This is a genomic window from Vibrio ostreicida (genome assembly GCF_013074385.2).
Taxonomy (GTDB): Bacteria; Pseudomonadota; Gammaproteobacteria; order Enterobacterales; family Vibrionaceae; genus Vibrio; species Vibrio ostreicida.
The window spans coordinates 12123-34190 of sequence record NZ_JABEYA020000024.1; the positions used below are offsets into that span (position 1 = coordinate 12123).

Annotated in this window: 26 protein-coding genes, 9 tRNA genes and 1 pseudogene; 26 read left to right on the plus strand and 10 right to left on the minus strand. The window is 45.5% G+C overall.

Annotated features, from left to right (window positions below):
• The first annotated feature begins 4 nt into the window (after positions 1-4).
• The 6 genes and pseudogenes from proC to hemW all read left to right on the plus strand — a co-directional run bounded on the left by proC (position 5) and on the right by hemW (position 4203).
• Positions 5-823 carry a pyrroline-5-carboxylate reductase gene (gene proC, locus HLM86_RS19315; RefSeq protein ID WP_076590695.1) on the plus strand — a complete coding sequence of 273 codons (819 nt, stop codon included), beginning with the start codon at positions 5-7 and terminating at the stop codon, positions 821-823.
• 38 nt (positions 824-861) lie between these two features.
• Positions 862-1419, plus strand: coding sequence for a YggT family protein (locus HLM86_RS19320; protein ID WP_076590696.1), 558 nt, complete (start codon positions 862-864; stop codon positions 1417-1419).
• A pseudogene (locus HLM86_RS19325) lies at positions 1419-1707 on the plus strand (DUF167 family protein). The gene HLM86_RS19320 and the pseudogene HLM86_RS19325 overlap by 1 nt, the downstream one beginning before the upstream one ends.
• Before the next feature lie 248 nt (positions 1708-1955).
• Entirely contained in the window at positions 1956-2387 is a 432-nt protein-coding gene (locus HLM86_RS19330; RefSeq protein ID WP_076590697.1) for a DUF4426 domain-containing protein, read from the plus strand.
• A 38-nt stretch (positions 2388-2425) separates the two neighbouring features.
• A complete protein-coding gene (locus HLM86_RS19335) occupies positions 2426-3028 on the plus strand; it encodes an XTP/dITP diphosphatase (RefSeq protein ID WP_170883760.1) in 603 nt (200 codons plus the stop codon).
• Positions 3028-4203, plus strand: coding sequence for a radical SAM family heme chaperone HemW (hemW, locus tag HLM86_RS19340; RefSeq protein ID WP_170883759.1), 1176 nt, complete (start codon positions 3028-3030; stop codon positions 4201-4203). Before HLM86_RS19335 ends, hemW begins: the two co-directional genes overlap by 1 nt.
• 43 nt (positions 4204-4246) lie before the next feature.
• Here hemW and glsB read toward each other — a convergent pair whose 3' ends face one another.
• Positions 4247-5167, minus strand: coding sequence for a glutaminase B (glsB, locus tag HLM86_RS19345; protein ID WP_170883758.1), 921 nt, complete (start codon positions 5165-5167; stop codon positions 4247-4249).
• A 101-nt stretch (positions 5168-5268) separates the two neighbouring features.
• Positions 5269-5988, minus strand: a complete 720-nt coding sequence (gene trmB, locus HLM86_RS19350; protein WP_076590700.1) for a tRNA (guanosine(46)-N7)-methyltransferase TrmB — start codon at positions 5986-5988, stop codon at positions 5269-5271.
• A gap of 183 nt (positions 5989-6171) precedes the next feature.
• On the opposite strand from trmB, the gene mutY reads away from it, so the two are divergent.
• The 12 genes from mutY (at position 6172) to HLM86_RS19410 (ending at position 10165) form a co-directional block, all read left to right on the plus strand.
• A complete protein-coding gene (mutY, locus tag HLM86_RS19355; protein WP_170883757.1) occupies positions 6172-7227 on the plus strand; it encodes an A/G-specific adenine glycosylase in 1056 nt (351 codons plus the stop codon).
• A 19-nt stretch (positions 7228-7246) separates the two neighbouring features.
• A complete protein-coding gene (locus tag HLM86_RS19360) occupies positions 7247-7519 on the plus strand; it encodes an oxidative damage protection protein (RefSeq protein ID WP_076590702.1) in 273 nt (90 codons plus the stop codon).
• Positions 7520-7591: 72 nt separating this feature from the next.
• Complete coding sequence (gene mltC / locus HLM86_RS19365) at positions 7592-8728, plus strand: membrane-bound lytic murein transglycosylase MltC (RefSeq protein ID WP_076590703.1); 1137 nt, start codon at positions 7592-7594, stop codon at positions 8726-8728.
• A 103-nt stretch (positions 8729-8831) separates the two neighbouring features.
• Positions 8832-8907: transfer RNA gene (locus HLM86_RS19370), tRNA-Phe, on the plus strand.
• A 50-nt stretch (positions 8908-8957) separates the two neighbouring features.
• A tRNA-Thr gene (locus HLM86_RS19375) sits at positions 8958-9033 on the plus strand.
• 5 nt (positions 9034-9038) lie between these two features.
• Positions 9039-9114 (plus strand) — tRNA-Phe (locus HLM86_RS19380).
• A 50-nt stretch (positions 9115-9164) separates the two neighbouring features.
• Positions 9165-9240: transfer RNA gene (locus HLM86_RS19385), tRNA-Asn, on the plus strand.
• A 430-nt stretch (positions 9241-9670) separates the two neighbouring features.
• Positions 9671-9746, plus strand: a tRNA-Phe gene (locus tag HLM86_RS19390).
• Positions 9747-9798: 52 nt separating this feature from the next.
• Positions 9799-9874 (plus strand) — tRNA-Thr (locus tag HLM86_RS19395).
• 14 nt (positions 9875-9888) lie between these two features.
• Positions 9889-9964 (plus strand) — tRNA-Asn (locus HLM86_RS19400).
• Between the two features lie 35 nt (positions 9965-9999).
• A tRNA-Thr gene (locus HLM86_RS19405) sits at positions 10000-10075 on the plus strand.
• 14 nt (positions 10076-10089) lie between these two features.
• A tRNA-Asn gene (locus HLM86_RS19410) sits at positions 10090-10165 on the plus strand.
• 134 nt (positions 10166-10299) lie between these two features.
• On the opposite strand, the gene HLM86_RS19415 is transcribed toward HLM86_RS19410, so the two are convergent.
• The 8 genes from HLM86_RS19415 to mlaF all read right to left on the minus strand — a co-directional run bounded on the left by HLM86_RS19415 (position 10300) and on the right by mlaF (position 15715).
• A complete protein-coding gene (locus HLM86_RS19415; RefSeq protein WP_076590704.1) occupies positions 10300-11034 on the minus strand; it encodes a 1-acylglycerol-3-phosphate O-acyltransferase in 735 nt (244 codons plus the stop codon).
• Between the two features lie 112 nt (positions 11035-11146).
• Positions 11147-12412: a UDP-N-acetylglucosamine 1-carboxyvinyltransferase gene (gene murA / locus HLM86_RS19420; protein ID WP_076590705.1), complete on the minus strand. Its 1266-nt coding sequence runs from the start codon at positions 12410-12412 to the stop codon at positions 11147-11149.
• Between the two features lie 9 nt (positions 12413-12421).
• Positions 12422-12676 (minus strand): BolA family iron metabolism protein IbaG, encoded by a 255-nt coding sequence (gene ibaG / locus HLM86_RS19425; protein ID WP_076590706.1) that lies wholly within the window; start codon positions 12674-12676, stop codon positions 12422-12424.
• 13 nt (positions 12677-12689) lie between these two features.
• Positions 12690-12995, minus strand: coding sequence for an STAS domain-containing protein (locus tag HLM86_RS19430; protein ID WP_076590707.1), 306 nt, complete (start codon positions 12993-12995; stop codon positions 12690-12692).
• A gap of 2 nt (positions 12996-12997) precedes the next feature.
• Positions 12998-13636, minus strand: coding sequence for a phospholipid-binding protein MlaC (mlaC, locus tag HLM86_RS19435; protein WP_076590727.1), 639 nt, complete (start codon positions 13634-13636; stop codon positions 12998-13000).
• A 2-nt stretch (positions 13637-13638) separates the two neighbouring features.
• Positions 13639-14127 (minus strand): outer membrane lipid asymmetry maintenance protein MlaD, encoded by a 489-nt coding sequence (gene mlaD, locus HLM86_RS19440; RefSeq protein WP_170883756.1) that lies wholly within the window; start codon positions 14125-14127, stop codon positions 13639-13641.
• A 2-nt stretch (positions 14128-14129) separates the two neighbouring features.
• Positions 14130-14918 (minus strand): lipid asymmetry maintenance ABC transporter permease subunit MlaE, encoded by a 789-nt coding sequence (mlaE, locus tag HLM86_RS19445; protein ID WP_076590709.1) that lies wholly within the window; start codon positions 14916-14918, stop codon positions 14130-14132.
• Between the two features lie 2 nt (positions 14919-14920).
• Positions 14921-15715 (minus strand): phospholipid ABC transporter ATP-binding protein MlaF, encoded by a 795-nt coding sequence (gene mlaF / locus HLM86_RS19450; RefSeq protein WP_076590710.1) that lies wholly within the window; start codon positions 15713-15715, stop codon positions 14921-14923.
• A gap of 238 nt (positions 15716-15953) precedes the next feature.
• Here mlaF and HLM86_RS19455 point away from each other — a divergent pair, with 238 nt between their 5' ends.
• Genes HLM86_RS19455 through hpf form a run of 8 tightly spaced genes read left to right on the plus strand, consistent with a single transcriptional unit; the run spans position 15954 to position 22063 of the window.
• Positions 15954-16925 carry a calcium/sodium antiporter gene (locus tag HLM86_RS19455; RefSeq protein WP_076590711.1) on the plus strand — a complete coding sequence of 324 codons (972 nt, stop codon included), beginning with the start codon at positions 15954-15956 and terminating at the stop codon, positions 16923-16925.
• 25 nt (positions 16926-16950) lie between these two features.
• A complete protein-coding gene (locus tag HLM86_RS19460; protein WP_076590712.1) occupies positions 16951-17916 on the plus strand; it encodes a KpsF/GutQ family sugar-phosphate isomerase in 966 nt (321 codons plus the stop codon).
• A complete protein-coding gene (kdsC, locus tag HLM86_RS19465; RefSeq protein WP_076590713.1) occupies positions 17916-18473 on the plus strand; it encodes a 3-deoxy-manno-octulosonate-8-phosphatase KdsC in 558 nt (185 codons plus the stop codon). The genes HLM86_RS19460 and kdsC overlap by 1 nt, the downstream gene beginning before the upstream one ends.
• Positions 18470-19033 (plus strand): LPS export ABC transporter periplasmic protein LptC, encoded by a 564-nt coding sequence (lptC, locus tag HLM86_RS19470; protein ID WP_076590714.1) that lies wholly within the window; start codon positions 18470-18472, stop codon positions 19031-19033. Before kdsC ends, lptC begins: the two co-directional genes overlap by 4 nt.
• On the plus strand, positions 19014-19511 hold the full coding sequence (gene lptA, locus HLM86_RS19475) for a lipopolysaccharide transport periplasmic protein LptA (RefSeq protein WP_076590715.1): 498 nt from the start codon (positions 19014-19016) through the stop codon (positions 19509-19511). The genes lptC and lptA overlap by 20 nt, the downstream gene beginning before the upstream one ends.
• 2 nt (positions 19512-19513) lie before the next feature.
• On the plus strand, positions 19514-20239 hold the full coding sequence (gene lptB / locus HLM86_RS19480) for an LPS export ABC transporter ATP-binding protein (RefSeq protein WP_076590716.1): 726 nt from the start codon (positions 19514-19516) through the stop codon (positions 20237-20239).
• A 51-nt stretch (positions 20240-20290) separates the two neighbouring features.
• The gene (locus HLM86_RS19485) at positions 20291-21751 is read left to right on the plus strand and encodes an RNA polymerase factor sigma-54 (RefSeq protein WP_076590717.1); all 1461 of its coding nucleotides are present in this window, start codon (positions 20291-20293) and stop codon (positions 21749-21751) included.
• 24 nt (positions 21752-21775) lie between these two features.
• Positions 21776-22063: a ribosome hibernation promoting factor gene (gene hpf, locus HLM86_RS19490; RefSeq protein ID WP_076590718.1), complete on the plus strand. Its 288-nt coding sequence runs from the start codon at positions 21776-21778 to the stop codon at positions 22061-22063.
• Positions 22064-22068: the final 5 nt, after the last annotated feature.

Here is a 22068-nt window from a genome sequence, read left to right on the forward strand (position 1 = left end):
ATCAATGGAACACAAAAAAATTGCCTTTATCGGCGCTGGCAATATGGTCAGAGCCATCGTCTCCGGGCTAGTTTCTGACGGATACCCTGCGGCACTCATTACCGCGACAGCCCCTTCAGAGACTCGCCGCCGACCGTTGGAGCAAGATTTTTCGATTCTGACCAGTAGTGACAACTTTTCGTCTGTTCAAGCGGCCGATGTGGTCGTGTTATCAGTCAAGCCGCAAATGATGGAACAGGTCTGTAAGCCACTCCAGTCAATCGATTGGTCTCAAAAGCTGGTGATTTCCATTGCTGCTGGTATTAACAGCCAACGCGTCAATGAAATCCTTGCCCATCCAGTTGATTTAGTGCGAGTGATGCCAAACACCCCTTCTCAGCTTGGCTTAGGGATGAGTGGTTTATTCGCTCCGGCGTCTGTCAGCGAACAACACAAGCACTTTGCTCAGTCGTTGATGGACTCAGTGGGCAAAACCTGCTGGGTCAAGGAAGAGCAAGCTATCAACAATGTGATTGCTGCAGCTGGCAGTGCACCCGCCTACTTTTTCCTTTTTATGGAAGCCATGCAAACAGAAGCCATTGCACAGGGTTTTGACGAAGACACGGCACGCCTTTTGGTCCAGCAATCCGCTTTAGGTGCCGCACATATGGTGGTTTCCAACCCCACGACAGAATTGTCCACACTCAGAGAGCAAGTGACCTCTAAAGGGGGAACAACCGCAGAAGCCTTGCGAACATTTAATCAATGCCAACTTTCTGATATTGTCGCCAAAGCCATGCAAGCAGCGGTCGCTCGCGCGGAAGAAATGGAAAAACTGTTGTAATGACTTGAGCAATTCGCTCAAAGAATAAAAGGTAACCTATGAACTCGATAAATTTTCTGATCTCTACCCTGTTTGATCTCTACATCATGGTCGTGATTTTACGTATCTGGTTGCAAGCTGCACGTGCAGACTTTTACAACCCGTTTTCACAATTTGTTGTCAAAGCGACTCAACCTGTCGTCGCTCCACTACGTCGTGTGATTCCATCAATTGGCAGCCTTGACCTTGCCACACTATTTTTTGCCTATGCCCTCACTGTCCTTAAACTCGTGGCGCTTGGAATGCTCGCATCAAGTGACACCTTTACCCTGAGTCCCGCGTTATTATTTTTGGGCTTTTTGTCGCTCATTAAAGCCGCTGGTGGATTACTCTTCTGGGTACTGCTTATTCGCGCTATCCTAAGCTGGGTTAGTCAGGGCCGCAGCCCAATTGAATATGTTTTCCACCAACTCACCGAACCTATGCTGGCCCCAATCCGCCGAATCCTTCCTGCCATGGGAGGGTTAGATCTGAGTGTTTTGGTGCTGTTTATCGTGCTCCAGTTCGCGAACTTTTTGGCTGGAGATCTCCTTGGTGGGATCTGGTTTATACTTTAGTGGCCTTGACGGTTTGGAAAGAAGAGTATGACTTGGCACTTAGGTTGTACATACAACCTAAGTGCCAGCCATAACAAAGTTGTTGGCTTACAGGGCGATGAGCTGAAAATTGCGATCACCCCCCCTACTGAGGGGAAAGCGAATCCACATCTGAGCAAATCCTTATCCCAGCAATTTAAGGTAGCAAAGCGTCAAGTTGCGCCAGAAAAGGGCGAACTGTGCCGACATAAACAGGTCAGGGTCCATTCGTCCACCGTCATACCCCAAGATATTGAAGCCCTTACCTGAAGGCTTCAATCTTGCTCCTCGGCACGACCTTTACGCATTGGACGACCATTCCCCAGACGCTCTCCACAGCTCAGAGTCGCATAGATTACTACTCTGATATTTCAGTCTGCGTCCAGTGTCGTTAACATGAGATCCCATACAAGGATCGAAGTGCACGATCACACGTAAAATAAGGAGAGTGCCGAACGGGCCTCTGTGCTACGTTTCAGTTTCGCTTTAAATGAAGACAATCACGAAAAGGATGTATCATGAAATTATGGACCGCGCTTGCCCTCACCAGTTTATTCGTTTTCCCAAGCTGGGCTGGGCAATTTAAAACCATTAAAGATGTCGAAGTACATTACTCCGCTTTTAACTCAACCTTCTTAACACCTCAGGTAGCCCGCAGTTACAAACTAAAAAGAAACGGCTACTCAGCGGTGATAAATATCAGCGTGTTAGATAATTACCAGGCAGGCAAACCACCCACCCCAGCCAAAATTAGTGGTTCGGCTAAAAATCTGATCGGACAAACCAAAAATCTCGAATTTCGAGAAGTGAAGGAAGGCAAAGCTATCTACTACTTGGCTGAATTTCCCGTGTCAGAAAAAGAGAACCTCACATTCAACATAGAGGTTAATGCTGGTAATAAGGGCACTGGCACATTAAAGTTCACTCAGAAATTTTATGTGGAAGAGTAAGTCTCTATTCCATGTACGAACAAGAAGAAGTTAAGACTATGAATGGAAAAAAAATTGTTCTCGCCACCGGTAATCAAGGTAAAGTTCGAGAAATGGCGGGGCTGTTAGCCAAATTTGGGTTTGAAGTCATTGCTCAAAGCGAGTTTAACGTATCGGACGTGGCGGAAACAGGCACCACATTTATTGAAAATGCTATCATCAAAGCTCGTCATGCCGCTAAAGAAACCGGTCTCGCCGCAATTGCTGATGATTCTGGGTTGGAAGTCGATTTTCTCAACGGTGCGCCAGGAATCTACTCTGCTCGCTATGCAGGTGACAATGCCAGCGATCAAGAAAACCTTGAAAAGCTCCTTAACGCCATGGAAGGGGTTCCACAACAACAACGCACCGCGCGTTTTCACTGTGTTTTAGTCCTAATGCGCCATGAGCTGGATCCTACTCCCATCGTGTGCCACGGCGTCTGGGAAGGCCAGATCCTGACCCAACCTCAAGGAGACCATGGGTTTGGCTATGATCCTGTGTTCCTCGTTCCAGAGGATAATTGCGCATCCGCCCAGTTGGAACCAAGCCGCAAGAAACAACTTTCTCATCGAGGCAAGGCATTGAACCAGTTGTTTTCAACCTTATCTGAGCAAGCATAATGAGCCCATTGATTCCACCGCCACTGAGCCTCTATGTCCATATTCCGTGGTGCGTACAAAAATGTCCGTACTGTGATTTTAATTCTCACACTCTGAAAAACGACATTCCAGAGCAGGAATACATCGCTGCACTCCTCCAAGACCTCGATACTGATATTGCGCGTTATGACCTCAACGCCACCCCAAGGCAGTTAGCATCGATTTTTATTGGCGGCGGTACACCCAGTTTGATTTCAGCCCAAGGCATCGCAGATCTTCTAGAGGGTATTGATCAACGCGTCCCTTTTAAAGACGGCATTGAAATCACGATGGAGGCGAATCCAGGCACCATTGAAGCGGAACGATTTCTAGGCTATAGAAAGGCAGGAGTCACTCGCATATCCATCGGTGTGCAAAGCTTCGAACAAGAGAAGCTGGAAACACTGGGAAGAATTCACGGTAAAACCGAAGCCATTTACGCCGCTCAACTCGCACACACCATTGGCTTAAAGAGTTTTAATCTGGATTTGATGCACGGCCTGCCCAACCAAACCACAGAACAAGCGATCGATGATCTAGATAAAGCCATTGCGCTTTCACCGCCTCACCTGTCTTGGTATCAGCTAACAATTGAGCCCAACACGTTGTTCTATTCTCAGCCGCCCGTGCTCCCTGATGATGATGCACTTTGGGATATTTTTGAGTTGGGGCACCAAAAACTGGCTGAGGCTGGCTATGTCCAGTATGAAATATCCGGATACAGCAAACCTGACTTTCAATGCCAGCACAATTTAAATTACTGGCGCTTTGGAGACTATCTTGGAATTGGCTGTGGCGCTCATGGGAAGCTGAGCTTTCCTGATGGAAGAATCGTGAGAACAACAAAAGTGAAGCACCCTAAAGGGTATTTATCTGCTTACCAAAACCTTGTCAAACCGTATCTTGACAGCGAACACATTGTCGCAGATTGCGATCGCCCATTTGAATTTTTTATGAACCGCTTCCGTCTCATTGAGGCCTGTCCCAAGCAAGATTTCATAGATACAACTGGCCTTAGCCTAGACATTATTCAGCCAACAATAGAATGGGCGAAGCAAATGGATTACCTCAACGAGTCCACCACCCATTGGCAGATCACTCACAAGGGGAAGCTGTTTCTCAATGATCTCCTTGCTGCGTTTATGGCAGACGAGTAACAACAAAACGAAGTGGTGTGCACCAGCAAACCACTTCGACTCGTTAGAATATTGAACGCCCAATACGCTCAGACAAGAGTTCCAAGGTGCGGGTACCTGCCAGACTATTCCCTGATGGATCCAGCTCAGGAGACCACACAGCAATGGTCATTTCACCGGGTACAATGGCGATGATCCCACCACCCACTCCGGATTTGCCCGGCATACCCACTCGGTAAGCAAATTCTCCCGCGCCATCGTACAATCCACACGTCGCCAATAACGCATTCAGTTGTTTGGTTTGTGTCGGAGTGACGACTTGTTTACGCGTTTGTACAGAGGTTCCCTTGTTCGCTAGATAGCTAAAGGTTTTGGCTAAATCAACACAGCTCATTTTCAAAGCACAGGCATGAAAATAATTACTAAGTACTGGAATCACTTGATTGTCGAAGTTCCCAAAAGATCGCATAAGATAAGCAATCGCAGCATTGCGGTCGCTGTGCATCATCTCAGATGAGGCAACTTTTTTGTCGTAACAGATGTGTGTGTCACCAGATAGTTGACGAACAAATTCCAGCAAACGTTGCCTTGGTGCGGATAAACGACTTTGTAGCATATCAGCGACTACGATCGCTCCAGCATTGATAAATGGGTTACGTGGAATACCCTGCTCCATCTCTAGTTGGATCAGTGAATTGAATGCTTGACCAGACGGCTCTTTCCCGACCCTAGACCAAATTTCTTCAGGCGTATAGATGCTCATGGCTAAGGTTAGACTCAGCGCTTTAGAAATTGACTGAATTGAAAATGACTCATCCGCGTTACCCGCTTTGAAGACTTCCCCCTTATTGGTAAACACGGCAATCGCGAGCTTATTCGCCGGAATCTTCGCCAGTGCGGGGATGTAGTCTGCGACTTTTCCCTGACCAAGTAACGGCCGGACTTCTTGTAGGATGCTCTCTAATATTTCTTTTGTCGGTTTCATTAGTTACCTATATTTCAAAGGCTTATTATTATTCTTATAGGGTCAAAAAAGCCAACATCGAAAATGTTGGCTTTTCAATTCATTTTAGCTCGCCGATAGTTTTAGCTCACGCGTTTAAACTTGATGTCCCACACTCCGTGGCCCAGTCGATGTCCACGCGCTTCAAACTTGGTCAATGGACGCTCTTCAGGACGAGGCACAAAATCCCCATCCACAGCGATGTTCTCATAGCCAGGCGCATTATCCATTACTTCAATCATATGTTGCGCATAATTTTCCCAATCAGTCGCCATATGAAAGACACCGGCCTCCACGATCAGTTTCTCTCGCACCATCTCGGCAAAGTCTAGTTGGACAATACGACGTTTATGGTGACGCTTCTTGTGCCAAGGGTCTGGAAAAAACAGTTGCAATGTTGCCAAACTGCTATCGGGAATCATATGAGCAAACACTTCAACAGCATCATGACACATAACTCGTAAGTTAGTAACACCCGCTTCACGAGCGTCAGCCAAACAAGCTCCTACACCTGGACTATGTACTTCAATGCCAAGAAAGTTCTTTTCTGGCGAGTTTTTTGCCATTTCAACAAGCGACGCCCCCATACCGAAACCGATTTCCAACACGACTGGATTATCGTTTCCAAAAACGGCTTTCCAATCTAAAAGCTCGGGTTGGTAATCGATGCCCATTGTCGGCCAGCATTCATTCATTGCGTTTTCCTGACCTTTGGTCAGTCGGCCTTCACGACGAACAAAACTGCGCACTTTACGTATCAGCTTACCGTCTTGGTTGTATTCGTTGGTGGTCACTTCACTCATGATTTCGCCTGTCTAAAAATTGCTCTCGACTGAAAGGGATTGTGATTATCCAAAGAATCGACACAGGTGCAAGTATTTTAGGTCAATTCACGTAGATTAAACCCTTACATTTTATCGGTTGTACTTTAGTCAAAATCTATGGTGCAATTTTACTTCTCTCAAACAATAACTATAGAGCATGTCGTGACCTCTTTTGCCAAAGCCATTTTAGAATGGTATGACGCCTACGGAAGGAAAAGCCTTCCCTGGCAACAAGACAAAACCGCCTACAGTGTGTGGCTGTCGGAAATTATGCTGCAACAGACGCAAGTGGCGACTGTCATTCCCTATTACCAACGATTTTTGGAACGATTTCCATCAGTCACAGCCCTTGCCAACGCAGAGCAAGATGAGGTCCTGCATTTGTGGACAGGGTTAGGCTACTACGCCAGAGCGCGAAACCTACACAAAGCAGCCAAAATCGTCACTGAGCAGTATGACGGTGAATTTCCTCTCGATATCGAAGAAATGAATGCCTTACCCGGCATTGGGCGTTCAACCGCAGCGGCCATTCTCTCTTCTGTTTATAAACAGCCTCACGCCATACTCGATGGCAATGTCAAACGAACGTTGGCACGCAGTTTTGCCGTAGAGGGCTGGCCAGGTCAAAAGAAGGTCGAAAATCAACTTTGGGAACACGCGCAAACCCACACACCTAATATTGATGTCGATAAATACAATCAGGCGATGATGGACATGGGTGCCATGATCTGCACACGCAGCAGGCCCAAGTGCACGTTATGCCCTGTCTCCGGATTTTGCCAAGCCAACAAGCAAGGTAACCCTCTCGATTATCCTGGGAAAAAGCCCAAGAAAGAGAAGCCCGTTAAGCAAACATGGTTCATTATGCTTCACCATAAGGGTCGGGTGTGGCTTGAACAACGGCCACAAACAGGAATTTGGGGTGGTCTATTCTGTTTCCCAGAACACTCACACCCAGATTTAGAGCATCAACTCGGATTACGCAGTATCAGCGAACACCATCTTGTCAGACGTGAACAACTCATTGCTTTTCGTCATACCTTCAGTCACTACCATCTCGATATCACACCAATTTTGGTAAACTTATCAAATCAACCTGATGTGGTGATGGAAGGAAGCAAAGGTCTTTGGTATAACTTGTCACAACCTGAAGAAATAGGATTGGCCGCCCCAGTCAAACAATTACTGGAAAGCCTTCCTTTCGAACTTCAACAATGATTAACGTTAAGGAATCACTATGAGCCGCACTGTATTCTGTGCTCGACTACAGAAAGACGCTGAAGGTCTGGACTTTCAACTGTACCCGGGTGACTTGGGCAAACGTATTTTTGACACCGTCTCCAAACAAGCTTGGGCTGAATGGCAAAGCAAGCAAACCATGCTGATCAATGAAAAAAAACTCAACATGATGGATCCCGAGCACCGTCAGCTGTTGGAAACAGAAATGGTCAACTTTCTTTTTGAAGGTAAGGACGTTCATATAGAAGGCTATACCCCTCCGAGTCAATAGTGGTAGGGGTCTAGGTTAAGGAAACCTCAATGGCATCATCGCGTCTGCTTGGTGTCATTTTTTAGGAAGAATATGAAAACGCTCAGTTACTTTATTTTGGTCATGTTGTTGGCGGGCTGTAGCCGTGAATTTATCGAAAATATATACGATATCAATTATGAACCAACCAACCGCTTTGCCAAAAACCTTGCCGAACTGCCTGGGCAATTTGAGAAAGACACTGGTGCTCTCAATGCGCTGATCAATAGCTTTTCCGGTAATATTGAAAAACGTTGGGGCCGCAGTCAAATCAAGTTTGCTGGCAAAAGTAACTACGTTAAGTATATTGACAACTACCTAAGCCGCTCAGAAGTCAATTTTGACAAAGGCACTATCATTATTGAAACCGTTTCTCCTACAGACCCCAAGCAACACCTCAAAAATGCCATTGTTACCACACTACTCACTCCTGATGATCCTGCAAATGTCGATTTATTTTCTTCCAAAGCCATCAAACTAGAAGGGCAACCCTTCCTGTACCAACAGGTACTTGACCAAGATAGCAAGCCGATTCAGTGGTCGTGGCGTGCAAACCGATATGCCGATTATCTTATTGCGCACAAGCTAAAAGTCAAAGACGTCGATTTCAAAAAAGCCTACTACGTTGAAATCCCCATGGTAGAGAATCAATTTGAGATCCGCAGCTACAAATACGCAGACATTGTCCAAAAAGCCTCTCGAAAGTACGGGATCTCAGAAGACTTGATCTATGCCATCATCAAAACAGAAAGTAGCTTTAACCCTTACGCGGTAAGCTGGGCTAATGCGTATGGCTTAATGCAAGTCGTCCCTAAAACCGCTGGAAAGGATGTGTTTAAACTGGTCAAAAAGAAATCTGGACAACCATCACCGGAGTACTTGTTTAATCCAGAAAATAATATCGATACTGGCACGGCCTATTTCTATATCCTAAAAAATCGCTACCTCAAAGCGGTACAAGACCCTCTTTCTCTCGAATACAGTATGATTTCTGCCTATAACGGGGGCACAGGAGGCGTTCTAAATACCTTTAACCGAAATAACCGAAAACGCGCCATGAGTGACCTCAACTCACTCCAACCTAATCAAGTCTATTGGGCACTGACAAAAAAGCATCCGAACGCTGAAGCTCGTCGGTATCTTGAAAAAGTAACAAAATTTAAGAAGGATTTTAACGCAAGTAAAACCTAACCCTCAAAAACGCCTAAATTATCAGCAGATAACCACTTTTTGTGTTTTTTTTCCAAAAAAAAGTTGACGGGAAGCCGTAAAATCCGTTTAATAGCGCTCCGTTGCCCGGATAGCTCAGTCGGTAGAGCAGAGGATTGAAAATCCTCGTGTCGGTGGTTCGATTCCGCCTCCGGGCACCATGATTTTTATTGCTGCTCACGCATCAATATACGTGCAAAAATATTAGTGTGCCGACTTAGCTCAGTAGGTAGAGCAACTGACTTGTAATCAGTAGGTCACCAGTTCGACTCCGGTAGTCGGCACCATTTTTGCCTCGATAGCTCAGTCGGTAGAGCAGAGGATTGAAAATCCTCGTGTCGGTGGTTCGATTCCGCCTCGAGGCACCATATAGTAGATTAACTCGGTATCACTAGTATCAGAGTTAATGGCAAATAATTCCTCCTTAGCTCAGTTGGTAGAGCGACGGACTGTTAATCCGCAGGTCGCTGGTTCGAGCCCAGCAGGAGGAGCCACTTTTAAAGCCAAGTCGAAAGACTTGGCTTTTTTTGTCAGTCACGCCTTTTCATTATTCTCTGCGATTCAACAGTAAAATCCGCCCCCTGCTTTGAAAGCATGACTGGTTGTTTTTCATGTATTTAGGCATCAAAGCCGGAAACTCTCTCGATATAAACCAAGGATTCAAACTCAAATCCCGCTGGGCAAGTAGAAACTTAGACTGTTAATCCTCGTCTAAGCGATAAAAAGTACGCATTAATATTGTTTTTTCGTGCTTATAACCCGTTTATTACCGACTCTTTGTAATACGACTTATCATACTGGCTATGAACTTCTTGCTGAAAATGAGCAAAAACAGCCCATTAAGTATAGAAAAACAACAAACGAGATTATTTTTGCAATTTAATGTTGACCTCCAAGGCGAAAAGCATTTTAATACACCTCGTTGCCCGGATAGCTCAGTCGGTAGAGCAGAGGATTGAAAATCCTCGTGTCGGTGGTTCGATTCCGCCTCCGGGCACCACAGTTATTACTTGTTGGTGCGTTTACACACGGACAAGATTAAAGATTAGTGTGCCGACTTAGCTCAGTAGGTAGAGCAACTGACTTGTAATCAGTAGGTCACCAGTTCGACTCCGGTAGTCGGCACCATTTATACCAATAATTCCTCCTTAGCTCAGTTGGTAGAGCGACGGACTGTTAATCCGCAGGTCGCTGGTTCGAGCCCAGCAGGAGGAGCCACCTTCAATCATCAAGTAGATACTTGTTGATAAAGTGCCGACTTAGCTCAGTAGGTAGAGCAACTGACTTGTAATCAGTAGGTCACCAGTTCGATTCCGGTAGTCGGCACCATTTACATCTATAGTTCCTCCTTAGCTCAGTTGGTAGAGCGACGGACTGTTAATCCGCAGGTCGCTGGTTCGAGCCCAGCAGGAGGAGCCACTTTTCAAAAGCCTCATCATTTGATGAGGCTTTTTTACATCTCAGTAAAATTCACAGATTCCTCTCTTCTTCGCATAAAAAAAGCCCCAGTCATCGACTGGGGCTTTACAGTGGCTACGATTGAACCTAGCGGATTAAAGGCCTTGCTGGCGGTTGAGCGTCTCAACTTCTTCGTCTAGTTCAGCCAACTTATCCTTCATTTGTTGATGGCACCCATCAGCCAATTGACGAACGTCTTCTTTGGTTTTACCTTCTATGCTAACGGGTGGCATCATTTCGACGATGACATGGCCATTATTCCAGCGATTAAACTTGAGTCCATCGGTTGAGCTACACACGATAGGAACAATGGCCGCCTTGGCGCCCAGAGCTGCATGAAACGCGCCTTTTTTAAAAGGCAGTAAGCCTCGCCCACGTGAACGTGTCCCTTCGGGAAACATCCATACAGACACATCACTTTGATTCATGCTGTCCACTACTTGATCGATTGTACTTTTGGCTTTAGAACGATTGGCGCGATCAATAAGAATGTTTCCAGTTAACCAGTAAAGCTGGCCAAACAATGGCATCCAAGCCAGGCTTTTCTTACCCACAGTGACCACTTTAGGGGTCACCGCTGAAGAAACGGTAAACAAATCCCAGTTGTTTTGATGATTCGCAATATACACATGTTGACCACGCTGATAAGCATCTTGAGGCAGTCGTAAATCAAGTTTGATGCCAAACACCCGAGACATCTTGCCAAATAGGCGGCCAAAGGTAAAAACGTGTTTGGGGTTACGTGGGCTCAGTAAACAATAGCCACAACCAAATACGAACATCAAAATAGCAAACAGCGCGACGGCAAATACACGCAAAAGTGCAATCATTGGTTCTTCTCCAACAACAGAAAGGTCAGTAATATTTGTCCATGACTCTAACTGATCTAACGCTCATAAAAAAGCCGAAACTTACGCTTCGGCTTACATTTGTTAGCTGAGATTACTGAGTGTCTCTAAATCGGGCAATATCCGCCCCAAGAGCTGACAACTTGTCTTCGATTTTGTCGTAGCCTCGATCGATATGATAAATTCTGTCAACCGTCGTCTCACCTTGAGCAATACAACCCGCTATAACCAAACTAGCAGAAGCTCGCAGATCGGTTGCCATAACTTGAGCACCGCTCAGCTCGTCGACATCGCCACAAATCACCGTATTACCCTCAATCTCTGCTTTTGCCCCCATGCGCATCAGCTCAGGTACATGCATAAAACGATTCTCAAAAATGGTTTCTGTAATCACTCCACCACCTTTCGCCATCATATTCAGTAAGGTAAATTGTGCTTGCATATCCGTCGGAAAACCGGGGTGTGGCGCGGTACGAATGGTCACCGCTTTTAACTCCCTGCCCGTCATGTCCACAGAGATCCAATCTTCACCTGTTTCGACTTTAGCTCCCGCTTCTTCGAGCTTAGCCAACGCTGCTTCCAATAAATGGGCTCGGGTGTTACGACATACCACCTTACCACCTGAGACGGCTGCAGCGACCAAAAAGGTCCCCGTTTCAATACGATCAGCCACCACTGAGTGTTGACCTCCACCAAGACGTTCGACACCTTCGATAGTGATCGTATCAGTCCCTGCCCCAGAAATTCGCGCGCCTAACTTATTGAGAAAGTCGGCCGTATCAACAATTTCAGGCTCACGGGCAGAGTTATCCAATACCGTCGTTCCAGTCGCCAGGGTAGCGGCACACATAATCGTAATCGTTGCCCCAACGCTAACTTTGTCCATGACGATGTGTGCACCTTTCAAACGACCATCGACGCTGGCTTTCACATAACCGTCTTCAAGAGTGATGGTCGCGCCAAGCTGCTCTAGGCCGTGAATATGCAAATCGACAGGGCGGGCCCCAATGGCACACCCTCCAGGTAGAGACACCTCACCTTGGCCGAAACGAGCCACAAGTGGGCCCAAAGCCCAGATCGACGCGCGCATGGTTTTGACAAGATCGTAAGGTGCACAGAATTCTGTGATATTACTCGGGTCAACATAGACGGAACCATTACGCTCTACTTTTGCCCCTAGACGTTTCAGCAATTCCATTGTGGTGTCGATATCACGCAAATGTGGGACATTCGAGACCTCAACTGGCTCTTCTGCCAAAATTGAGGCAAAAAGTATCGGCAGCGCCGCGTTCTTTGCCCCAGAGATGGTAACCTCACCCATTAAAGGGCGCTTAGACCCTTTTACTCGAAACTTTTCCATTATGAATCCTTATAATGACATCAATTTCTTATCACGAGCCCATTCTTCTGGTGAATAAGCTTTAATTGATACCGCGTGGATGTCATTTCTTTGGATATATTCCATCAATGGTGCGTAAATCAATTGTTGTTTCTTAACGCGACTCATTCCTTCGAAACAAGCATCAACAGCGATCACTTCATAGTGGCTGCCTTCACCTTTCACATGCAGTTCTTCTAGGTTAAGTGCGTCTTCTAAAATCTGTTGTACTTTTGCGCTGTCCACAGTTGGCCCCTGTTTAATTCTTTATATGCCCATTAATGAATGACTCTATATTGCTCAATTTCACTAACGTTAATAGTTGTTTTGGCACGAAGCTAAGCATTATATGACAGTTTTGCTTTTTTGCATGCTCTAATAAATGAATTAGCATGACCATGCCAGCCGAATCAATCCGCTCGACTCGCTCAAGACTCACTTCAATCTCTTTCTCTGCTGGCGCCCATTCAGACAAATGACGCCACAGTGTAGGCACGGTGTCTCTGTCTAGAGCTCCCGATAGTTGAAAGGATAAATCAGAAAGGCTTAGCCATTGATCTTGCATCCTCATTCCTTTGCCTCAAAGCGAATCGGTTTTTGAGCTAAGTCCTCTAAATCCTTTGCAACCGCTAGAATGCCATCTTGGCGAAGCCTGCTGCTCCATTCTGATTGCTTACTGGAGAGTAAACTGATGCCTTCTGCAATCATATCAAACGCTTTCCACTCTCCGCTTTTCTTATTTTTCCGCAATTTAAACTCAATCTTAATGTTTGGACGCGGTGAATCAACAATTTCCAATTTGATACCCGTAATACTTTTGTTCGGATTGAGACTAGGTTTGGGTGAAAATTCGATTTCCTGATTGGTGTATTGTGTCAGTACCTGAGCGTAAGAACTCACCAAATACGCCCGAAAAGCTTCGATAAACTGACCCACATCTTCCCGTTTCGCTCCCTTTAAGTTGGGGCCAAGAAGTTTCAATGCTGCATACTTTTCGTTGACATAAGGCATAAGCTCTTCTTCAACAATCACTTTAAGATAATCGGGATCTTGATGAACTTTATCTTGCTCAGCTTTCAGTCTCGCAAAGGCTTGCTCGGAAACTTGCTTCATCATTTCATAGGGCTGCGTTTTATCAATTTCAGCGGCACTCACTGTAAATGAAAAGAATAAGGCAACAAAAGTAAGTACTAACTTCTTAAACATGATCATTCCTCTTCTTTGGACGAGTTTCCACCCACGCTATACAAAACCTGTCCAATAAGATCTTCAAGCACCAAAGCGGATTTAGTATCTTCTATGTAAGCGCCTTCCACCAGCATTTGCTCATCATCAAACACAAAGCCCGGTGTTAAACCAATGTATTGCTCACCAATAAGACCTGATGTCAGAATTTTCACACTCGATGTTTCTGAGAACTGGTTATATTGACTATTGATAGCCATCGTCACTGTAGGAAGTAGGTTGTCAGTATTTAGACCAATGCCGGTAACGCGCCCGACCACAACACCACCCACTTTAACAGGCGAGCGAACTTTAAGGCTGCCGATGTTATCAAATTCCGCTTTGAGGGTGTAAGTATCATTGGAACCTAATCCCTTTACGTCAGCGACTTGAAAAATCATCACCATAATTGCGCAAATTCCCGCAATCACAAAGCTACCAACCCATAATTCAGTTTTTCTTGTTTGTTGCATACTTAATTCCCAAACATCAATGCGGTAAGTACAAAGTCTAAACCAAGTACGGCCAATGAAGAATGTACGACAGTGCGTGTCGTTGCTCGACTGATCCCTTCAGAAGTTGGAATCGCATCATAACCATTAAATAAAGCTATCCAAGTCACCGTTACTGCAAAGACGAGACTTTTAATCAAACTATTACCAATGTCCTGACCCAATTCAACCGATGCTTGCATCGCCGACCAAAAACTACCTTGGTCAATGCCTTTCCAATCGACACCAACCAGTTGTCCACCCCAAATGCCGACAGCCATAAAAATCATTGTTAACAAAGGCATGGATATCACTCCAGCCCAAAACCTTGGCGCGACAACACGCTTTAACGGATCGACCGCCATCATTTCCAAGCTCGACAATTGCTCTGTTGCTTTCATCAATCCAATCTCCGCTGTCAAAGCGGATCCTGCACGCCCAGCAAAAAGCAAAGCAGTCACAACGGGACCTAGCTCTCTCAGTAATGAAAGAGCGACCATTTGGCCAAGCGCCCCCTCTGCCCCAAAATCGACCAAGATCACATACCCTTGAAGACTCAATACCATGCCAATAAATAAGCCGGATAACACAATAATTATCAGCGATTGAACACCAACACTATAAAGTTGCTTTACCAATAACGGCAAATTCTGCACTGGACGCGGGCGAGAGATCAGTGCACCAAATAGCATCAAGCTTGCACGCCCAAAGGACTCAAAAACGCCCAAAGCACGTCGTCCCGTTGCCGCCACGAAATGACCAAATACAAACATAATTAAAACAGCTCCTTTGCGATAGGTTGCGCCGGATAGCGAAATGGGACCGGTCCATCAGCATCCCCTTTTAGAAACTGTTGCACTTGGGGATCTGGATTCTCTCGAAGCTCTTGCGGCGTGCCTTTTGCGATGATCTTCCCATTGGCTAAAATATAGACCCAATCAGCAATACTCATAACCTCTGGCACATCATGGGTGACCACAATCGACGTGACATCAAGCGCCTGATTAAGGTTACGAATCAATTCAACCAACACTCCCATTGTGATCGGGTCCTGTCCAACAAAGGGCTCATCATACATAATTAACTCAGGATCAAGTGCAATCGCTCGTGCCAACGCGGCGCGCCTTGCCATACCACCAGAGAGTTCACTTGGCATCAACTGAGCTGCGCCACGTAAGCCAACGGCTTCCAATTTGAGTAGCACCAGTGTTCTGATAAGCTCCTCTGTCAACTCTGTGTGCTCACGCAAAGGAAAAGCGACATTATCAAAGACATTGAGATCGGTGAACAGCGCGCCTGATTGGAAAAGCATACTCATTTTCTTACGCTGTTTGTAAAGCTGCTTGCGATTGAGTGATGGGATATTTTTTCCATCGAACCACACTTCTCCTTGCTGCGGATAGAGTTGACCACCGATCAGTCGCAGCAAAGTTGTCTTACCAATACCTGAGGGCCCCATAATGGCGGTCACTTTTCCCTTCGGCACCTGCAAACTAACATCATCAAAAATGGTTCTCTCTCCGCGGGAGAAAGTGAGGTTGTTAACCGTGACGAGATCGTTAGAAGACATGAGTCATCCTGTCGTAGCGCTAAGATTGGGCAATCATAAGCACATTAAGTAAAAATTAAAAGCACTGTTCAATTCATTAAAAACTGACTTCGCTCGGAAAAAACATGTGTTTCATAACTTATCTTATATCAAGAGCTGCATTTTAAACCGTTAACAATTAATTACTTCCCTTTTTGCACCTAAACCGTCAAAATTAACGGTTAAATTTGCGCTGATGTTTACTAAATTGAGGATTATCATGTTTGAAGCCATCGCGTTTCTGATCATCGGATTAGTCTTTCTTGTTTGGAGCGCTGACAAGCTCGTTTTTGGAGCTGCAGCCCTAGCACGAAATATTGGTATTTCTCCATTAGTGATCGGCATGACCATCTTAGCCATGGGCTCGTCGGCACCTGAAATGATGGTATCGGCAACCGCGGCGCTGGATGGAAAAAGCGATACCGCGGTCGGTAATGTTTTGGGATCAAACATTGCTAATATCGCCCTGATTCTTGGTATCACCGCTTTCATCAAGCCTCTCTCTATTAGCTCGACGATATTACGCCGAGAATTACCGTTGATGATTGGGGTAACCATACTCGCAGGTGTGCTGCTTTGGGATAATTACCTCGGCTTTTATGAAGGCATTTTACTGCTTGTTCTATTTGCAGCCTTTATTGTAACCATGTTGAGAATCAGTAAAAAAGACAAGCAAAGTGGGCGAGACGACCCCTTACTGACAGAGCAGGAAGCTGAAGTGCCCCAAGGCGTGAGTAACCTCCATGCTGCTCTTTGGGTCATTGGCGGGTTAATTATTCTGCCTATATCAGCCAACACACTTGTCGACAGTGCTGTGTATATCGCCCAGTATTTTGGTATGAGTGATCTGGTTATTGGTCTGACGATTATTGCCGTCGGGACCAGCCTACCAGAGCTTGCTGCTTCTCTTGCTGGTGTCATGAAAGGTGAAGATGATATGGCAGTAGGCAATATCATCGGCTCAAACGTTTTTAATATTCTTGCTGTCATGGGAATTCCGGGCATTTTAGCCCCTTCCATGATCAGCGAATATGCCATGGGCAGAGATTTCTGGATTATGCTGGCGGTCTCTTTCATGCTGGTTGCCATGGCCTTAGGAAAATCTCGGAGTATAAACCGCGTCGAAGGTGCGGTATTATTCTGCTGCTTTATTGGATATCAAGGATATTTGATCCTTAACATGACCGCTTAATTGAGTGCGCCTACTGGAGTGTGAGATGTTTGACTATCGTTCTGCTGCTCTTGATGTTTTGAAAACAGAAATCGTAGCGCTTGAGCAGCTCGATCAATACTTTAATGATGATTTCACCAATGCTTGTGACCTGATACTAAATAACCAACAAGGTAAAGTGGCGGTCATGGGAATTGGAAAATCGGGACATATTGGGAAGAAAATTGCGGCCACTTTAGCCAGCACTGGCTCCTCAGCTTTTTTCGTGCATCCAGGGGAAGCCTCTCACGGCGATCTTGGTATGGTTGAGCCCGGTGATATTGTCCTGGCCATTTCCAATTCTGGTGAATCTTCAGAGATCCTTGCCCTTTTCCCCGTGCTAAAACGACTTAAGATAAAAATAATCAGCATGACGGGAAATCCTAACTCTAATATGGCGAAACTGTCTGATTTCCACCTACAAATAACCGTCCCCAAAGAAGCCTGCCCACTGGGGCTAGCTCCAACAGCAAGCACCACCGCAACTCTCGTGATGGGGGATGCATTAGCTGTTGCATTATTGCAGGCTAGAGGCTTTACTGCCGAAGACTTTGCTTTGTCACACCCGGGTGGTGCATTAGGCAGAAAACTGCTTCTCAAACTTTCTGACATTATGCATACAGGAGATCAACTTCCTTTAGTCACAGCCGATACAGTTATCCGCGATGCCTTGCTTGAAATAAGCCAAAAAGGATTGGGGATGACCGCAGTGGTCGATGACCAACATCAGCTTGTCGGCATATTTACAGATGGCGATTTACGCCGTATTTTGGACAAACGTATTGATATCCATACCGCACTGATTGGTGATGTTATGACAACTCACCCCACCGTGGCCAGCCCTAACATTCTTGCTGCTGAAGGTTTAAACCTAATGCAAAGTAAGAGCATCAATGGTTTGATCTTGTGCCAAGATCGGCACGTGGTAGGTGCATTAAATATGCATGACCTGTTAAAAGCAGGAGTCATGTAATGGCCGAATGGATCGAAACGTTGTACAAACCTGTGGAACAAAACATCCTGACTATTGCCAAAGAGATTAAACTATTAATCTGTGATGTTGATGGGGTCTTTTCTGATGGCTTGATTTATATGGGTAATCAAGGAGAGGAACTGAAAACATTCCATACACGTGACGGATATGGCATTAAATGTTTGATGAATGCTGGCATAGAAATCGCTATCATTACGGGCCGTCAGTCACGCATCGTTGAAAACCGGATGAGAGCGCTCGGTATCACTCTTATCTATCAAGGTCAGGATGACAAAGCCAAAGCCTATCAGGAGATTTGTCACCAGCTGAACATCACTCCAGATAAAACAGGTTATATCGGCGATGACCTAATCGACTGGCCGGTGATGAAAGAAGTCGCTTTGAAAGTATGCGTCGCCGATGGGCACCCACTTCTCGCTAAACGCGCCAACTATGTCACGACAATACGTGGTGGTCATGGCGCCGTAAGAGAAGTCTGTGATCTCATTTTACAAGCACGCAATGAGCTTGATGTCCACAAAGGTTTAAGTATATGAGTTTATCCCGTATCGGTTATCTGATACTGGCATTTATTATCTGTTGGTCTGCCTATTATATGTTCGACAAAAGTCAAAAGTACGACATACAGGTAGAACCGGATACAGAGCTCCCCATGTTTAGCGGTGAGGGCTTAGTGAATACCTCATACACAGATAAGGGGATGCGCAGTTACATCATTACCTCAGTGCATATGGACCACTATGCGAAAAGTGGCGATACGATTTTTGATCAGCCCGTGCTCAAAGTCTACAAAGATGGAAAGATTCAGGAATGGGAAGTCACCGCAGAGCGAGGCATCCTAGATCAAGACCATGTACTGACACTTTATGACAACGTGCTAGCCAACAACTTACTAGCCGACTCTGGTTTCGATACCATGTCGACAGACGTCATGGGTATTCAATTGGACAGTCGGGATTTTTGGGCAGACAACCAAGTAACATTGGTCGGCCCTCAGTTCGAAACAGTAGGACAGGCGATGAAAGGCAATTTTGCTGAAAATAACGCCACCCTATACAAACACGTACAAGGTAGATATGAAACTCTCACACCTTAGCCTTATTTATTGCTTAACACTTGCAGGCCCAGCGTTAGCGCTCTCAACGGATCAAGAGCAACCCGTGTATATTGATTCAGACAGTCAACAACTTGATATGCAAAGTAACAAAGTGACGTTCTTGGGTGACGTGAAGTTAAAGCAAGGCAGCATTAACATTAACGCAGATAAAGTTATTGTGACTCGTGATGCAAAGGATGGCACGATTCAAGAAATCGAAGGATACGGCGACTTGGCCACGTTTTCACAACTTACCGACGATGGAAAAACCTTATACGGTGAAGCTAAGGAGCTTTACTATGTGATGGTTGACGATCAACTCACTATGATCGATCAAGCGATGCTCTCTCAGGATGATAGTGTGATCCGAGGCACCAAGATACGTTATAAGATCTCTTCCCAAAAGCTAATCGCTGACGGTAAAGAGAAAGGTGACCGTGTTTCAACCGTCCTTCAACCACAAGCAGCACAAGAATAGTTATGGCAATACTCAAAGCTGAACACTTAGCTAAAACTTATGGTAATCGCACGGTCGTCACCGATGTCAGTCTAGAGGTAACGTCAGGGCAGATCGTCGGTCTATTGGGCCCCAACGGCGCGGGAAAGACTACGTCGTTTTATATGATTGTGGGACTAGTCGCACGAGATCAAGGTACCATTAGTATCGATGGACAAGATATTAGTATTCTCCCAATGCACAGTCGTTCGCGTTTAGGTATCGGTTACCTGCCTCAAGAGGCGTCAATTTTTCGAAAACTGTCTGTTGAAAACAACATCATGGCGGTCTTGGAAACGCGAGAGGAACTCACTCGAGAAGAGCGTCAGGATAAACTGGAAGACTTATTGGAAGAATTCCACATCCAGCACATTCGGCTCAGTGCGGGTATGGCATTATCAGGTGGGGAACGCCGTCGAGTTGAAATCGCACGCGCTTTAGCCGCCAATCCTCAGTTTATCCTGTTGGACGAACCCTTTGCGGGAGTTGACCCTATTTCAGTTATTGATATAAAGAAAATTATAGAGCATTTACGAGATCGAGGTCTTGGCGTGTTGATCACAGACCACAATGTCCGAGAGACGCTCGATGTGTGTGAAAAAGCATATATTGTCAGCCAAGGAAACCTTATCGCAGAAGGCACGCCAGAACAAGTGCTTAACAACGAACAGGTAAAACAAGTTTATCTCGGCGAGCAATTCCGACTATGATTAAAATGAAGAACGGTAAGATTCTCTAGCATTTAAGGCAAGTATTACTGAATGAAACCCTCATTACAACTCAAGCTAGGACAACAGTTAGCGATGACTCCGCAACTGCAACAAGCGATCCGTTTGTTGCAGTTGTCAACGTTAGATCTTCAACAAGAAATTCAGGAAGCGCTTGACTCTAATCCCCTCCTTGAAGTCGAGGAAGGGAATGAAGACGTCTCGAATGTGGAAGAGAAAACAGCCAATGAGGATAAAGAAGCCGGTCTAGAGCTCGCTGAACCCGAAGTCAAAGACAGCTCAGATCTTATAGAAAAATCAGAAATTAGTAATGAGCTAGAAATTGATACAACTTGGGACGATGTTTATAGTGCCAACACTGGTAGCACAGGGCTTGCCTTAGATGATGATATACCAATCTATCAAGGTGAAACCACCCAATCTTTGCACGACTACCTCACTTGGCAACTGGATTTAACGCCCTTTAGCGAGACCGACAGAACCATTGCAATGGCCATTATCGATGCCATTGATGATTATGGCTACCTAACCATATCAACCCAAGATATCTTAGACAGTTTTGATAACGAAGAGATTGAATTAGATGAAATAGAGGCGGTTCGCAAGCGCGTCCAACAATTTGATCCTCTTGGTGTCGCATCAAGTAATTTACAAGATTGTTTGCTTTTGCAGTTGGTGACATTCCCTGAAGACACTCCTTGGTTAAAAGAAGCAAAGCTCGTACTGACTGACTATATCGATCAATTAGGTAACCGCGATTACAAACTCATCATCAAAGAAGCCAAACTCAAAGAGGCCGATCTCAAAGAGGCGCTTAAGCTCATCCAGCAACTGGACCCTCGGCCAGGCAGCCGTATCTCTGCTGAACATGCTGAGTACGTTATCCCAGACGTGTCCGTTTATAAAGACCTTGGAAAGTGGGTCGTGACCATTAATCCAGATTCCGTGCCTCGACTTAAAGTCAACCAGCAATACGCCGCGATGGGTAAAGGAAACAGTGCTGACAGCCAATATATTCGTTCTAACCTTCAAGAGGCTAAATGGCTCATTAAGAGTTTAGAGAGTCGCAATGAGACCTTACTCAAGGTTGCTAAGTGCATTGTAGAACACCAACGAGATTTCTTTGAGTATGGTGAAGAATCGATGAAACCAATGGTTCTCAATGATGTGGCTCTCGACGTGGATATGCATGAATCGACAATCTCCCGAGTCACTACTCAGAAATTTATGCATACCCCCCGTGGTATTTTCGAACTCAAATATTTCTTTTCCAGCCACGTTAGCACAGACAACGGCGGAGAATGCTCATCAACAGCAATCAGAGCGCTGATCAAAAAACTCGTCGCGGCCGAAAACAATGTTAAGCCACTAAGTGACAGTAAGATTGCCGCTTTACTCGCTGACCAAGGGATTCAGGTCGCTAGACGAACAATAGCTAAGTACCGAGAATCGTTAGGTATTGCCCCTTCAAGTCAGCGTAAACGCCTGCTTTAAGGCACTAACCGAGAAGGAAAGTCTATGCAAATCAACATTAATGGCCATCACATTGATCTCACAGATTCAATGCAAGACTATGTAAACGAAAAGTTTCAAAAGCTTGAGCGCTTCTTTGACCATATAAATAACGTTCATGTTGTTTTAAAAGTTGAAAAACTTCGTCAGATAGCTGAAGCTACCCTTCACGTTAATCAAGGTGAAATCCATGCTTCCGCCGATGAGGAAAGTATGTATGCCGCTATCGACTCACTCGTTGATAAGCTTGTGAGGCAACTCAACAAGCATAAAAACAAACTAAACACTCACTAGACACC

Excerpts from the sequence above, each read along its gene's own strand:
- trmB (WP_076590700.1), bottom strand. The coding sequence starts at position 5,988 with ATGAGTGAAGTGACCACCAACGAATACAACCAAGACGGTAAGCTGATA.
- murA (WP_076590705.1), bottom strand. The coding sequence starts at position 12,412 with ATGGAAAAGTTTCGAGTAAAAGGGTCTAAGCGCCCTTTAATGGGTGAG.
- HLM86_RS19455 (WP_076590711.1), top strand. The coding sequence starts at position 15,954 with ATGTTTGAAGCCATCGCGTTTCTGATCATCGGATTAGTCTTTCTTGTT.
- HLM86_RS19415 (WP_076590704.1), bottom strand. The coding sequence starts at position 11,034 with ATGATTGCACTTTTGCGTGTATTTGCCGTCGCGCTGTTTGCTATTTTG.
- proC (WP_076590695.1), top strand. The coding sequence starts at position 5 with ATGGAACACAAAAAAATTGCCTTTATCGGCGCTGGCAATATGGTCAGA.
- lptB (WP_076590716.1), top strand. The coding sequence starts at position 19,514 with ATGGCAATACTCAAAGCTGAACACTTAGCTAAAACTTATGGTAATCGC.
- HLM86_RS19430 (WP_076590707.1), bottom strand. The coding sequence starts at position 12,995 with ATGCAAGATCAATGGCTAAGCCTTTCTGATTTATCCTTTCAACTATCG.
- HLM86_RS19485 (WP_076590717.1), top strand. The coding sequence starts at position 20,291 with ATGAAACCCTCATTACAACTCAAGCTAGGACAACAGTTAGCGATGACT.
- hpf (WP_076590718.1), top strand. The coding sequence starts at position 21,776 with ATGCAAATCAACATTAATGGCCATCACATTGATCTCACAGATTCAATG.
- lptC (WP_076590714.1), top strand. The coding sequence starts at position 18,470 with ATGAGTTTATCCCGTATCGGTTATCTGATACTGGCATTTATTATCTGT.
- glsB (WP_170883758.1), bottom strand. The coding sequence starts at position 5,167 with ATGAAACCGACAAAAGAAATATTAGAGAGCATCCTACAAGAAGTCCGG.
- HLM86_RS19330 (WP_076590697.1), top strand. The coding sequence starts at position 1,956 with ATGAAATTATGGACCGCGCTTGCCCTCACCAGTTTATTCGTTTTCCCA.
- hemW (WP_170883759.1), top strand. The coding sequence starts at position 3,028 with ATGAGCCCATTGATTCCACCGCCACTGAGCCTCTATGTCCATATTCCG.
- HLM86_RS19360 (WP_076590702.1), top strand. The coding sequence starts at position 7,247 with ATGAGCCGCACTGTATTCTGTGCTCGACTACAGAAAGACGCTGAAGGT.
- mltC (WP_076590703.1), top strand. The coding sequence starts at position 7,592 with ATGAAAACGCTCAGTTACTTTATTTTGGTCATGTTGTTGGCGGGCTGT.
- mlaE (WP_076590709.1), bottom strand. The coding sequence starts at position 14,918 with ATGTTTGTATTTGGTCATTTCGTGGCGGCAACGGGACGACGTGCTTTG.
- HLM86_RS19460 (WP_076590712.1), top strand. The coding sequence starts at position 16,951 with ATGTTTGACTATCGTTCTGCTGCTCTTGATGTTTTGAAAACAGAAATC.
- kdsC (WP_076590713.1), top strand. The coding sequence starts at position 17,916 with ATGGCCGAATGGATCGAAACGTTGTACAAACCTGTGGAACAAAACATC.
- mlaF (WP_076590710.1), bottom strand. The coding sequence starts at position 15,715 with ATGTCTTCTAACGATCTCGTCACGGTTAACAACCTCACTTTCTCCCGC.
- HLM86_RS19335 (WP_170883760.1), top strand. The coding sequence starts at position 2,426 with ATGAATGGAAAAAAAATTGTTCTCGCCACCGGTAATCAAGGTAAAGTT.
- mlaD (WP_170883756.1), bottom strand. The coding sequence starts at position 14,127 with ATGCAACAAACAAGAAAAACTGAATTATGGGTTGGTAGCTTTGTGATT.
- HLM86_RS19320 (WP_076590696.1), top strand. The coding sequence starts at position 862 with ATGAACTCGATAAATTTTCTGATCTCTACCCTGTTTGATCTCTACATC.
- lptA (WP_076590715.1), top strand. The coding sequence starts at position 19,014 with ATGAAACTCTCACACCTTAGCCTTATTTATTGCTTAACACTTGCAGGC.
- mlaC (WP_076590727.1), bottom strand. The coding sequence starts at position 13,636 with ATGTTTAAGAAGTTAGTACTTACTTTTGTTGCCTTATTCTTTTCATTT.